Source organism: Azospirillum sp. OGB3 (assembly GCF_014192915.1).
In the GTDB taxonomy this organism is placed as follows: domain Bacteria; phylum Pseudomonadota; class Alphaproteobacteria; order Azospirillales; family Azospirillaceae; genus Azospirillum.
Map to the genome: position 1 here is coordinate 174,311 of NZ_JACHYN010000005.1, position 13,314 is coordinate 187,624.

The 13,314-nt window shown below is 71.8% G+C and carries 10 protein-coding genes; 9 read left to right on the top strand and 1 reads right to left on the bottom strand.

Going from position 1 to position 13,314, the window contains the following annotated elements; translation table 11 throughout:
* The first annotated feature begins 81 nt into the window (after positions 1 to 81).
* The 9 genes from FHW79_RS13095 (at position 82) to FHW79_RS13135 (ending at position 8,895) form a co-directional block, all read left to right on the top strand.
* On the top strand, positions 82 to 984 hold the full coding sequence (locus FHW79_RS13095) for a LysR family transcriptional regulator (RefSeq protein WP_183179327.1): 903 nt from the start codon (positions 82 to 84) through the stop codon (positions 982 to 984).
* Between the two features lie 95 nt (positions 985 to 1,079).
* Entirely contained in the window at positions 1,080 to 2,453 is a 1,374-nt protein-coding gene (locus FHW79_RS13100) for an amidase (protein WP_183179328.1), read from the top strand.
* Complete coding sequence (locus tag FHW79_RS13105) at positions 2,450 to 3,643, top strand: CoA transferase (protein ID WP_183179329.1); 1,194 nt, start codon at positions 2,450 to 2,452, stop codon at positions 3,641 to 3,643. The genes FHW79_RS13100 and FHW79_RS13105 overlap by 4 nt, the downstream gene beginning before the upstream one ends.
* Positions 3,643 to 4,452 (top strand): enoyl-CoA hydratase, encoded by an 810-nt coding sequence (locus FHW79_RS13110; protein WP_183179330.1) that lies wholly within the window; start codon positions 3,643 to 3,645, stop codon positions 4,450 to 4,452. The genes FHW79_RS13105 and FHW79_RS13110 overlap by 1 nt, the downstream gene beginning before the upstream one ends.
* Positions 4,453 to 4,503: 51 nt before the next feature.
* Positions 4,504 to 5,490: an ABC transporter substrate-binding protein gene (locus FHW79_RS13115; protein ID WP_183179331.1), complete on the top strand. Its 987-nt coding sequence runs from the start codon at positions 4,504 to 4,506 to the stop codon at positions 5,488 to 5,490.
* 79 nt (positions 5,491 to 5,569) lie between these two features.
* The gene (locus FHW79_RS13120; RefSeq protein WP_183179332.1) at positions 5,570 to 6,451 is read left to right on the top strand and encodes an ABC transporter permease; all 882 of its coding nucleotides are present in this window, start codon (positions 5,570 to 5,572) and stop codon (positions 6,449 to 6,451) included.
* Positions 6,452 to 6,466: 15 nt separating this feature from the next.
* Complete coding sequence (locus FHW79_RS13125) at positions 6,467 to 7,234, top strand: ABC transporter ATP-binding protein (RefSeq protein WP_079285148.1); 768 nt, start codon at positions 6,467 to 6,469, stop codon at positions 7,232 to 7,234.
* Positions 7,231 to 8,121 (top strand): polysaccharide deacetylase family protein, encoded by an 891-nt coding sequence (locus tag FHW79_RS13130; RefSeq protein WP_183179333.1) that lies wholly within the window; start codon positions 7,231 to 7,233, stop codon positions 8,119 to 8,121. The genes FHW79_RS13125 and FHW79_RS13130 overlap by 4 nt, the downstream gene beginning before the upstream one ends.
* Positions 8,122 to 8,124: 3 nt before the next feature.
* Entirely contained in the window at positions 8,125 to 8,895 is a 771-nt protein-coding gene (locus tag FHW79_RS13135) for a short-chain dehydrogenase/reductase (protein WP_183179334.1), read from the top strand.
* 28 nt (positions 8,896 to 8,923) lie between these two features.
* Here the strand turns inward: FHW79_RS13135 and FHW79_RS13140 are convergent, their stop codons facing one another.
* On the bottom strand, positions 8,924 to 12,973 hold the full coding sequence (locus tag FHW79_RS13140; protein WP_183179335.1) for a tetratricopeptide repeat protein: 4,050 nt from the start codon (positions 12,971 to 12,973) through the stop codon (positions 8,924 to 8,926).
* Between the last annotated feature and the right edge of the window lie 341 nt (positions 12,974 to 13,314).

Here is a 13,314-nt window from a genome sequence, read left to right on the forward strand (position 1 = left end):
CCCACACGCGCCCGGAATGGCACTCTGTCGGGACCGGCGGATTGCGGATGGCCGGCGGATTGCGGATGGGGTGTGTGGACCGTGCTTCACCATGACTTGGCGACGCTTCGGCTGTTTGTGAAAGCCTGCGAGCTGAAAAGCCTGAGCCGCGCCAGCGAGGCCCTGAATCTCGCGGTGTCCGCCGCCAGCCGGCGCATCCGGCTGCTGGAGCACGACGCCGGCATGCCGCTGCTGAAGCGGCGCCCGCACGGCATCGAGCCGACCCCGGCCGGGCTGCTCGTTCTGCGCTACGCCCACGACATGGTCTATCTGGGGGCGCAGCTGGAGGCGATGCTCGCCGAATACCGGTCCGGCGTGCGCGGCCATGTCCGGGTCTACGCCTCCTCCTCGGCGCTGGTGGAATGCCTCGCCGCCGACCTCTCGCGCTTCGCCGCCGAGAATCCCGGCATCAAGCTGGAGCTGGAGGAACGCCCCAGCGCCGACACGCTGGACGCGCTCTACCGCAAGAAGGCCGACATCGGGGTCATCGTCGGCGGCCGGGGGACCGAGGGGCTGGTCCGCTACCCCTACGCCAAGGACCGGCTGTGGGTGGCGTTGCCGCGCGGGCATCGTCTGGCCGACCGGCCCAGCCTGCGCTTCGCCGAGCTTCTGGACGAGGAGCATGTGGCGCTGGAGGGCGGGACCGCCGTGCACGGGCTGCTGGCCGAGCGGGCGCGGGCGGAGGGCCGCTTCATCAAGGTGCGCGTCCAGGTCCGCAGCTTCGAGGTGATGTGCCAGATGATCAGCCTGGGCCTGGGCGTCGGGGTCCTGCCGAAGCGCGCCGTCCAGCCCTTGTCGACCGCGCTCGGCGTGGAGCTGGTCGCCCTCGACGAGGACTGGGCGGAACGCAGCTTCGAGATTTGCGTTCGCTCACCGGACGCGCTGGATGCGCCGAGCCAACGGCTCCTGGATTTCCTGCGGGAGCAGGCCCTGCCGAAGCCGTGATTTCGAGAAATTCGAAATCAGGTGTGTCGCAATTGTTCTTCTAGGCAACTGTGCAGGCCCTCATCATCAGGTCCGGAGATGAGGGAGTGGGCCGAATGTCCTGGACCATCCAGAACCCCGATATTCCTGACGACCCCCGCGGGGCCGGTCCCGGTTTCGCGGATTGGAGCGGGCTCCCGCCTACGGCCCGCTTCGACGCCGCCGCAGCCTGCATGGCCTGGGCGCAGGAGGTTCAGGCCCGCTTCGGCTGCTTCGTGGCGCTTGGCACCGCCGAAACGGACGCCGCCGGCCTGCTGGCCGGCCTGCCCTACGCCGCCAAGGATATGTTCGACAGCATGGGCCGCTCGCCCGGCTGCGGCCTTCCCGCCGCCGCGGACGACGCATCCGGCCCGGCACCGGAGCGGGCGGCGGCGGTGCTCGAACGGCTTGACGGGGCCGGGGCGCGGCGGATCGGCTTCACCACCATGACGGCTCTGGCCTACGAGCCCTCCGGCGTGGGCAAGGCGCTCAACCCCTGGAACCGCGACATCGTCCCAGGCGGCTCCTCCTCCGGATCGGCGGTCGCGGTGGCGGCTGGCGCGGTGTTCGCCGCGCTGGGGTCGGACACCGCCGGGTCGCTGCGCATCCCGGCGCAGGCCTGCGGCGTCACCGCCTGGAAGCCGACCTACGGCGCGGTGCCGGTCGCCGGAGCGATGACGCTGGCCCCCAGCCTCGACACCATTGGGCTTCTGGCACGCAGCGCGCGCGACATCCAGCTCCTGGCGCCCGTTCTGGCGACGGATATGGCGTTCCCATCCGAACCGCCGGCCCGCGCCGCGCTCCTCTCCGACGCGTTCGAGGCTTCCGAAGCGCCGATCCAGGCGGCCTGCCGCGACGGCGCGGAGGCCATCGCCGACTGCGGCGTCTCGTTGGAACAACGGCCGGTCCTGCCGACCATCGACGCGCTGTCCGACCCCCTCTTCCTCATTCTCCAAGCCGAGGCGGCGGCCGAGCACGGCGGGCACGCCCTCGCCGCGCGGGAGCCGACCCTCGCCCGGCGGCTCGCCAAGGGCATGGACATCACGGCCGACCGCCTCGCCGCGGCGAAGACGGCGCTGTCCGGCGCCACCGCACCCGTCCTGGACAGCCTGTTCGGCGAGGCCGGCGCGCTGCTGCTGCCGGTCATGCCGATCCGCACGCCGCCGGTCGCCATGGCCGATCCGGCCGCCCCGGACTTCCGCGCGTCGACGCTCTACCGGCTCAGCGCCTACACCCGCTTCGTCAACGCGCTCGGCCTGCCGGCGGTCGCCGTCCCGGTCGGGTTCGACGACCGCGGTATGCCGGTGGCGCTCCAGATCGTCGGCCGCCCCGGAACGGACGGCGCGCTGCTGGCGCTGGCCGCGGCGCTGCAGGCGCGGACCGGCTGGCACCGGCGGCGCCCCAGCGAGATCACCGATTTTCCCAGCCCTCTTGCACAGCGTGGCTCATGACCCGATCCGAACCCGCAAAAGCTCTTGAGCACATCCGAGTCCTGGATCTCACGCGCGTGCGCGCCGGCCCGACCTGCTGCCGCGTGCTCGCCGACTTCGGGGCGGACGTCATCAAGGTCGAGGCGCCGCCGGGCGTCGACCGCAACGAGGGGATGAGCGGTCCCCGGCACGGCTACGACATGCTGAACCTGCACCGCAACAAGCGGTCGCTGTCGCTCAACCTCCGCACCCCGCAGGGCCGCGACCTGTTCCTGGAGCTGGTGCGCACGGCGGACGTGGTGGTCGAGAACTACCGGCCCGACGTCAAGGACCGCCTCGGCATCGGCTACGACGCGCTGCGGGCGGTGAATCCGCGGATCATCCTGGCCTCCATCTCCGGCTACGGCCAGACCGGCCCCTACCGCGAGCGCGCCGGCTTCGACCAGATCGCCCAGGGCATGGGCGGCCTGATGAGCGTGACCGGGCTTCCCGGTCAGGGTCCGGTCCGGGCGGGCATCGCGGTCGCCGACAGCGCCTCCGGCCTGTATGCGGCCATCGGCATCCTGGTCGCCCTGTCGGAACGCGACCGCTCCGGCGAGGGGCAATGGGTCCAGACCTCGCTTCTGGAATCGCAGATCGCCCTGATGGACTTCCAGGCCGCCCGCTATCTGGTGGAGGGCGAGGTGCCGCAGCCGGCGGGCAACGACCACCCCTATTCGACCCCCATGGGCGTGATGGCGACGGCCGACGGCCACCTGAACATCGGCGTCGGCGGCGACGGGCAATGGCAGTCCTTCTGCCGGGCCATCGAGCGCGAGGACCTCGCCAACGCCCCCGAATTCGCCACGCAGGAGCAGCGCTTCCGCAACCGCCCGACGCTGAAGCCGCTGCTGGAGGAGGTGTTCCGCACCCGCAAGACCGCAGACTGGCTGGCGCGGCTGGAGGAGGAAGGGGTTCCGGCGGGGCCGATCTACCGGATGGACGAGGTCTTCGCCGACCCGCAGGTCGGGCATCTCGGCATCGCCGTGCCCTGCGAGCATCCCGCCCGCGGCGCCATGCGCCTCGTCGGCCAGCCGGTCGGCCTGTCGCGCACCCCCGCCCGCATCGAGCGGCCCGCCCCTGACGCGGGCGAGCACACGGCGGAGGTGCTGGGCGCCATCGGCCTGTCCCCGGCGGACGTCGCCGCCCTCAAGGCGCAGGGGATCGTCTGATGGCCGAGCAGGAACCGGGAGCGGTTGGCGGTGTGGTTGGGCTGGAGGTGTCAGGCGGGATCGCCCGCCTGACGCTGGACCAGCCCCGGCGGCTGAACGCGATGACGCTGGAGATGTGGCGCTCCCTGCCAGAGCGCATCGGCCGCGCCGTGGCCGATCCCGCGGTCCGCGTCCTGCTGGTCCGCGGTGCGGGGGAGCGCGCCTTCTCCGCCGGGGCCGACATCTCCGAATTCGGCACCGTCCGCGCCGACGCCGCCCAGGCCGCCGCCTACGAGGAGGCAGTGTCGGCCGCGACCGAGGCGCTTCTCGAAGCCCCTGTGCCCACGGTCGCCGCCATCCGCGGCATCTGCTTCGGCGGCGGGCTGGAGCTGGCGCTGTGCTGCGACCTGCGGCTCAGCGACGACGGCGCGCGGTTCCGCATGCCGGGCGCCCGGCTCGGCCTCGGCTACGGCTTTCCCCTGGTGCGCCTCGTCGTGCAACGGATGGGTGCGGCCGCCGCCGCCGACCTGCTGTTCAGCGCGCGCATCGTGACGGCGGACGAGGCGGCAAGCCTCGGCATCGTCCAGCGCGTGGCCGCCGCGTCCGCCTTCGACGGCGCGGTGGAGGACTATATCGGTCTGATCGCCGGAAACGCGCCGCTGACCCTGCGCGCGGCGAAACGGGCCATGCTGGAAGCGCTGCGGACCGACGGTCCGGCCGACACCGACGCGGTGGACGCCCTCGTCGCACGCTGCTTCGCCAGCGCCGATTACGCGGAGGGGCGTGCCGCCTTCGCGCAAAAAAGAGAACCCGGGTTCAAGGGAGAGTAAGGCGGAGGATCGGCCCCACGGGGCGGCGAACCATAAACAGGGAGACAAGTCATGAACTGGAAGCATCTGGGTCTCAACACCATCGGCGTGGTCATCGCCGGATGTCTGGCGTTGTCGCCCGCCGCGCGCGCGGCGGAACCCGCTCCCCTGCCGAAGCCGGTCGAGCTGACGGTGGGCTATCAGAAGGTGGGCCATCTCGCCCCGGTGGTGATGATCACCGACGACCTCAAGAAGCTCGGCGTCGAGCTGAAGACGGTCGAGTTCGCCCGCTACGCCGACGCGCGCACGGCGCTCCTCGCCGGTTCCCTCGACATGGCCACCGTCGGACCGGCCGACCTCGCGATCTCGCTGGCCCAGGGCGCCACCGACATGGTCGGCGTGATGGGCGTCGGCAGCTCCCCGAAATACGTGATCGGCCGCAAGGGCGTGACGCTCGACAGCTGGGACGACCTGAAGGGCAAGAAGGTCGCCATCGCCCCCGGCTCGGCGGTGTGGTTCCAGTTCGCCGCGACCCTGACCGAGAAGAACATCCCCTACAACAGCTTCCAGGCCGTGAACATCCAGGGCGGCGGCGCCAACTTCGACCAAGCCCTGCAGCGCGGCGAGGTCGATGCCATCGTCACCTGGGAGCCGTTCGAATCCATCCCCGTGATGGAAGGCTACGGCTTCTTCGCCAAGAATCTCGAATACAGCCAGTCCAAGTCGGTCGGCGCGGAGCTCGGCATGCTGGCCGCCAACCGCAAGTCGATGGCCGAGAAGCGCCCCGCCATGGAGCGCTTCGTCTGGGCCTACCTCCAGGCGCAGAAGAAGCTCGCCGCCTCGCCGGACGAATTCACCAAGGCCTACGCGTCGCTGACCGGCCTCGACACCAAGCTCGCCGCCGAGGCGTCCAAGGTGATCGAGCTTGGCTCCGTCACCACCGTCGACCAGATCAAGCGTCAGGCCAAGGCCTTCAACGAGTTGGGCGTCATCCCGAAGGACGTGTCGGGCGACATCGAGAAGTACTGGGACGCCTCCTTCGTCGAGAAGGCTCAGTGACACGGCAAGCCGCCGCCCGCTCCGGCGGGCGGCCTTCCGACAGCGTGGCGGCCGACAAGAATGGCGGAGGACTGGAGTGATGAATGACGCGCCCGCAAGAGCTCTGGACGCGGCCCCCGTGCCGGCGGCTCCCAAGGTGAAGAGCCGGGGCCTGTTCCCGGCGGGCCGGACCGGGGCGGCGATGCGCGCGGCGCTGCTGCCCGTCCTGGTGATCGCGGCGTGGCAGCTCGCCGGATCGGGCGGCTCGCTGGCCGGCGGTGTGCTGCCGACGCCCGACCGGGTGTGGGACGCCTGGGTCGTCTGGGCCTTCGGCCCGCAGGGCATGGGCCTCAACCCCTACAGCGGCACTTGGCTGAGCAACGTCCTGTTCTCGTCCATGCGCGTCGCCCAGGGCTTCGTGCTCGCCATGGCCATCGGTATCCCCGCGGGGGTGTTGATCGGCTGGAGCCGCGCCGTGTCCGGCACGGTGGACCCGACGATCCAGCTTCTGCGCCCCATCCCCATCACCGCGTGGCTGCCCTTCTCCATCGCCGTGTTCGGCATCCAGGACATGGGCGCGATCTTCCTGATCGCCCTCGGCGGCTTCTACCCGATCGTGGTGAACGCGACGCACGGCGCCCGCGACGTCGACCGCAACTGGATCCGTGCGGCCGAGATGATGGGGGCCAGCCGCTTCGACGTGCTGCGGCGCGTGGTCCTGCCGGCGGCGCTGCCGGCCATCTTCACGGGCCTGCGCATCGGCCTGGGCATCGCCTGGACGGCGGTGATCGTCTCCGAGATGGTCGCGGTCAAGTCGGGGCTCGGCTACGTGCTGTGGGACGCCTACTACGTCGGGCGCATGGACGTGGTCATCGCCGACATGCTGTCGATCGGGGCCATGGGCCTGCTGAGCGACCGGCTGATCGTGACCGTCGAGCACTGGGCCCTGCGCTGGCGCCGGCTCCAATCCGCCTCGCGCTGAAGCACGGAGACACACATGGGCACCATTCGTTTCCGCGAGGTCGTGAAGACCTACCCCGGCAAGCAGCCGGTCGTCGCGCTCGACCGCGTCAACCTCGACATCGGCGAGGGCGAGTTCGTCGCCCTGCTCGGCCCCTCGGGCTGCGGCAAATCCACCCTGCTCAACCTGATCGCCGGCTTCGAGGAGATGACCTCCGGCGCGCTGTCCTTCAACGGCGGCACGGTCGACAGCCCCGGCCCGGAACGCGCCGTCGTCTTCCAGGAGGCGGCCCTGCTGCCCTGGCTGACGGTGGAGCAGAACATCGCCTTCGGGCCGAGCGTCCAGAAGCGCCCGCGCGCCGAGTACGAGCCGAAGATCCGCGAACTGCTCCGCCTCGTCGGGCTGGAGCGCTTCGCCCACTCCCTGCCCTCGCAGCTCTCCGGCGGCATGCGCCAGCGCGTCGGCATCGCCCGCGCCCTGGTCATGGACCCGAAGGCGCTGCTGATGGACGAGCCGTTCGGCGCGCTCGACGCCCAGACGCGCATGAGCATGCAGCAGCTTCTGCTCGACGTCTGGCAGTCGCTCGGCACCACGGTGCTGTTCGTCACGCACGACATCGACGAGGCGATCCTGCTCGCCGACCGCATCTGCATCATGTCGGCCCGGCCGGGGCGGATCACCCGCGAGATCACCGTGGACCTGCCGCGGCCCCGCTCCGTCGACCAGCTCACCGACCCCGCCTTCATCCGGCACAAGGCCGCCATCATGGCCGAGATGCGCGAAGCCCAGAAGGAACACGCATGACCAACCCCCGGATCAGCTACCGCCTGTCCGACGCGCGGCCGGCGCTGCCGGACTTCCAGGGGCGGCGGATCATCGCCCATCTGGTCGTCAACGTGGAGAACTGGCGCTTCGACGAGGCGATGCCGCGCACCATCATCACCCCGCCCCACGGGCGGGAGACGGTGCCGGACGTGCCGAACTTCAGCTGGGCCGACTACGGCATGCGCAGCGGCCTGCCGCGCATCCTGACGCTGTTCCGCGACCGCGGCCTGCCCGCCTCGACCAGCCTCAACGCCGGCGTCATCGACGCCTACCCGCAGGCCGCCGAGGCCATGCTCGCCGCCGGCTGGGAGTTCATCGGCCACGGCATGCACCAGAAGGCGATTAACCACTCCGGCGACGGCGAGGAGGCGCTGATCGAGGCCGCCCTGGACCGCATCGAGCGCTTCACCGGCAAGCGCCCGCGCGGCTGGCTGAGCCCCGGCCTGCGCGAGACGGTGCAGACGCCCGACCTGCTGCGCCGCCAGGGCATCGACCATGTGTTCGACTGGGTGGTGGACGACTTGCCGAGTTGGATGCGCACCGCGAACGGCCCGCTGCTCGCCATGCCCTACAACCTGGAGATCAACGACTCCATCGTCTATGCCATCGAGAAGCACGCGACGGGGGAGATGCTGAGCCGGCTCGGCCACACCCTGCGGCTGTTCGAGCGCGAATGCGCGGAGAACCCGCGCGTCCTGGCCATCGGCCTGCACCCGCACCTGATCGCGGTGCCGCACCGGCTGCACGAGCTGGAAGCCATGCTGGACCTGCTGCAGGCCTCGCCGCACGTCGCCTTCGCCACCGGTCCGGAGATCGCGGACTGGTACGCGGCGGCGGAACCGGCGACGGAATCGGGGGAGGACTGAGCGATGGATTTGAACCTTGCCGGCAAGCGGGTCCTCGTCACCGGGGGCTCCAAGGGGATCGGGCTCGCCTGCGCCGAGGCCTTCGCCGCCGAAGGCGCCCTGCCCGTCCTGGTCGCCCGCGACGCGGCGGCGCTGGAAACCGCCGCCGCGGGCATCCGCGCGCGTCACGGCGTGGCGGTCGAGACGATGGCCGCCGACCTCGCGAACGGTGAGGCCCGCGAGCGCCTCGCCGCGGCGCTTCCCGGCATCGACGTGCTGGTCAACAACGCCGGGGCGATTCCCGGCGGCAGCGTCCTCGACCTCGGCATGGCCGAATGGGAAGCGGCGTGGCAGCTGAAGGTCTTCGGCTACATCCACATGACGAAGCTCTTCGTCGAGGCGATGCGGCAGCGTAGCGGCGGCACCATCGTCAACGTCATCGGCATGATGGGCATGACGCCACGCTGGGACTACGCCTGCGGTTCGGCGGGCAACGCGGCGCTGATCGCCTTCACCCAGGCGGTGGGCGCCCGCAGCACCGACTGGAACGTCCGCGTCTTCGGGGTGAACCCCTCAGCGACGCGCACCGACCGGGTCGCGGCGGTCTACCGCAAGCGCGCCAAGACGCGCTTCGACGACGAGGAGCGCTGGGCCGAAGCCCTGGGCGACCTTCCCTTCGGGCGTCTCGCCGAACCGACGGAGATCGCCTCCCTCGTCACCCTCCTCAGCTCGCCGCGCGTCACCTATTTGTCGGGCGCGGTGGTCGACATGGACGGCGGCGGACGGTTCCGCTGAACCGGATCGCGCGACGGCCCTCCCCGGGTCATGCCGGACGGGCCTCGTGCGATCGCACGCGCTCCGTCAGCGCTTCCACCAGCTGGGCGACGGCCGGCTCCCAATCGCCGGGGCTGGGCTGGTGGAACAGCCGGAGCGTCGGGTACCAGGGGCTGTCCGCCCGCCGGTCAAGCCAGCGCCAGCAGCCGGAGAACCGCGACAGCACCCAGACCGGCAGGCCCAGCCCGCCCGCCAGATGGGCCACCGACGTGTCCACGGTGACGACCATGTCCAGACAGCGGATCAGCGCCGCGGTGTCCGCGAAATCCGTCACCGTGCCCATCGGGTCGATCAGCGCCATGCCCGGCGGGGGCTCCTTGGCCTGGACGGCGGGGGTGCCCTTCTGCAGGCTGACGAACAGAATGTCCCCGGCGGCGGCCAGCGGGGCCAGGGCGGCCAGCGTCAGGCTGCGCCGCCGGTCCACCGCGTTGGCGTTCGGGCTGTGCGGGCGCGGGTCGCCGGACCAGACGAGCCCGACCTTGAGCCGCCCGTCCGCGGGCAGGTGCGCCCGCCACCGCTCGACCTCCGCCGGATCGGCGGTCAGGTAGGGGACCGCCGCGGGGATGCTGCCAAGCTCCGTTCCGAAGGCCCGCGGCAGGCTGAGCAGCGGGCAGTGGACCTCCGTCGCCGGCAACCCGCCATAGAGGTCGTACACGCCCTCCAGTCCGGGGATGCGCTCCATCAGGCGCCGCAAGCCGTTGTGGACGGCCAGATGGACGCGGCCGCCCCGTGCCGCCACCAGCGGGGCGTAGCGCACGAACTGGAGCGTGTCGCCGTGGCCCTGCTCGGCGTGCAGCAGGATTCTGCGGCCCTCCAGCGGCTCGCCGGTCCACAGCCGGCCGGGCGCCTTGGGGACGGGAATCTCGCCGATCCGCCAGCGCTCCTCGTAATGCTCCCACCCCTCGCGCAGGCGGCCGCTGGTCAGCAGGACCAGCGACAGGTTGAAGCGGGCCTGGGCGCTCTGCGGGTCGCGGTCGATGAGCGTGCGGAACCCCGCCTCCGCCTCCTCCAGGCGCCTCAGATCGAGGCACAGCACCGACAGCGCGTTGAGGGCGGCGCCATGGTCCGGCACCAGCGTCAGGGCGCGGCGGCACAGCGCCTCCGCCATCCGGAAATCCGCCAGCCCGACCGCGGAGGCGCGGACCGTCTCGCCCATGTTGGCGTAGGCCACGGGATGGTCGGGGGACAGCGCCACCGCGCGCCGGTAATGATCAAGGGCCAATGTGGTGTCGCCGCGCTCCTGCAAGGCGCTGCCGGCGTTGTTCCACGGATCTGGATAGCCGGGACGGAGCTGGATGGCCCGGCGGTACTGGCGCCCCGCCCCCTCGCGGCGGCGCAGCCCGAGCAGCGCGCCGCCAAGGTTGTTGAGCGCCTCCGGATAGTCGGGGGCGAGGGCGAGCGCCCGTTGCAGCATGGGCAGGGCGACGGCGTGGCCGCCCCTTTTCAGGCACAGATCGGCCCGCTCGCGCCACGCCGCCGCCGATTCCGCGGCGAGGCGCAGGACGCGCCCGAGCAGCCGCTCCGCCAAATCCTGGTCGCCGCGCCGTCCGGCCAGCCGCGCGGCATGGCCCAGCGCTTCCCCATCGGTGGGAAGGAGCGCCAGGGCCCGTTGGCCGGCCCGCTCGGCCACCACGGCCTCCCCCTGCTCCAGGAACGCGTGGCCCAGGCTGCGCCAAGCGTCCGGCAACAGGGGCGACAGGCGCACCGCGCGCCGGGCCTGCCGGATTCCGGTCCCTGGCCGGCCGGCGGCCACCGACAGTTTGGCAAGGTTGACCTGCGGCTCGGCATAGGCGGGATCGAGCGCGACGGCCTGCCGGTAGAACCTCCCGGCGGCCTCCACCCGGTCGGCGGAGCGCTGGCACTCGCCCAGCGAGTTGCGGAAGACCGCGCGCCCCGGCTCGACGGCGATGGCACGGTCGAGCCAACGCCCGGCCCCGTCCTGAACGCCGCCAGCCAGCCCCGTCAACCCGAGAAGATGCAGCGCGTCGCCCTTCCCCGGATCAGCGGCGAGCGCCCGACGGTAGCCGGCGGCGGCTTCGGTCAGGCGTCCGGAGCGGTGGGCGGTGAGGGCCGCCGTGAGCCCCGCGCCCAGCGGGTCCGGCGCCGGGACCGCAACCCGCGGGGCTTCCGGTCCCGGAAGGGCGCGGCGGCCGGCGGACAGGGCGGTCAGCGCGGCGGCCAGCCGGGCGATCGGAGGCTCCCAGGCGCCCGGCTCCTCCTGGTGGAACAGGCGCATGGTCGGGTACCAGGGGCTGTCCTCGCGATGGCCGAGCCAGCGCCAGCAGGCGTCGAACCGCGACAGCACCCAGACCGGCTTGCCCAGCCCGCCCGCCAGATGGCAGACCGAGGTGTCGACCGTCACCACGAGGTCGAGTTCGGCGATGAAGGCCGCCGTGTCGGCGAAGTCACGGATGTGAGCGGTCCAGTCGATGACCTCCATCCCCGCCGGCGGCGCCTTGGCCTGGGCGCCCGCCGCGCCGATCTGCAGGCTGTAGAAGACGGTGCCGGTCGCCGCCGCCAGCGGCGCAAGGGCGGCCAGCGTCAGGCTGCGCCGCCGGTCGACCGAGTTGGCCTTGATGTCCTCCTTGCGCGGCTCGCCCGCCCAGACCACACCGACCTTCAGCCGTCGCTCCCCGGCCAGCCGCTCCCGCCACGCCGGGCGGTCGGCCTCGTCGGGCCGCAGATAGGGCATGGCGGCGGGAACACTGTCCAGCCGGGTTCCGACGAGGCCGGGCAGGCTCAGCAGCGGTGCGCACAGCTCGCAGGGCGGCGGCTCCTCGTCCGTGCCGTAGACCGCTGCGACGCCAGGGGTGTTGGCGAGCAGCCGCTTCAGCAAGGGTTGAACGTGGAGGACGACGCGCGCGCCGCGCTCGGCCAGCAAGGTGGCGTAGCGCACGAATTGCAGCGTGTCGCCGTGGCCCTGTTCGGCGGTCAGCAGAATGCTCCGCCCGGTCAGCGGACCGCCGTCCCAGGCGGGGGCATGGCGCGGGAAGGAGGAGCCCCACATCGCCCAGCGCGCCTCGTAGAGCGCCCAGCCATGGCGGAAATCGCCCTGTTGAAGCAGCGTCAGCGACAGGTTGAAGCGCCCGACGCCGCTGTCCGGGTCGAGCCGGAGGGCGCGCTTGGCCCAGCGCAGGCTGGCTGCGGCATCGCCCAGCGTGTGCCGGAGCAGCGCCGCGTTGACCAGGACGCCGGAATTGCCCGGGTCGAGCGTGACGGCGCGCCGGATCGCTGCGTCGCCGCGGCGGAAGTCGCCCATCATCATCCAGGCCAACGACTCCTGCGCGTCCGCCGCCGCCGCCATTGGATCGACGCGGCGGCATCGCGACGATGCCAGCAGGGCGCCGTCGCAATCGCCGGCCTGCATCAGGCCGTAGGCCAGTTGGCCGAGGGTCTCGGGCTGGTCCGGAGCCAGCGCGACGGCGCGGTGCAGCGCCTCCACGGCGCGGCGGGACTCCTTGATTTCGCACAGGGCGACGCCGTAGGCGGCCTGGACGCCGGCGTCGCCGGGATCGGACAGCACCGCCCGGCGCAGCAGCCGGACCACGGTGTTTGGCTGGTTCAGGGGTTGGAACAGCATCGCCAGATTGCGCCACCCCGTGGCGAAGGCCGGGTCGGCGATCAGGGCCCGGGCGGCCAGACGGCGCGCCGCGCGCCGCGCGCCCTGATCCCGCATCACCATGGCGAAGGCCGTCAGCGCCTTCGGATAGTCCGGACGCAGCCGCAAGGCCCGGCTGAAGGCGATGGACGCCCGCCCTTTCCGTCCGGTCAGGCGCAGCGCTTCGCCCAGATTGTGCATGGCCTGCGCCCGGTCCGGCGCGAGCAGCATGACACGGGCGAAGCAACGGGCGGCGAGGCGGTTCCGTCCGTCCCCGAGCGCGATGCCGCCGAGCCGGAGCCATGCCCCCTCGTTGGAACCGTCGATAGACAGCAGCTTGCGCAGCAGCGCCTCCGCCGCATCCGGATGGCCGGAGCGTTGGAGCCGGATCTCATTCGCGATGGGGTTGACGGTCGCGCCGGGGGGAAGGGAGAGAGGCATGATACCGCCGGATCAGGGACCGTGGAAATGCGGCAGGGTTGGCGGCGCGAACGCGACGATCAGGCCGCCGTCGGAGGGAGCGGCGTCGCAGCCCAGGCGAGGGCAACGCCCCCGAACCAGGGCAGACGGATGGTCGAGGGAGGTTGGCATCATGGAGAGGCTCCGAGCAGAAGTCAGGATGCTATCCTGCGATCGGTCTGCGTTCTCCACAGAATTGTGTCGTCAGCTTTAAAAACCCTCTTGAGCGGCATGTCGCGCCGCTCAAGAGGTTGCATGATCGGCGAAGAAGGCACGAGGACGGGACACGCCCCGTGCCTTGCCATCAGAGCATGCAAGAGCCG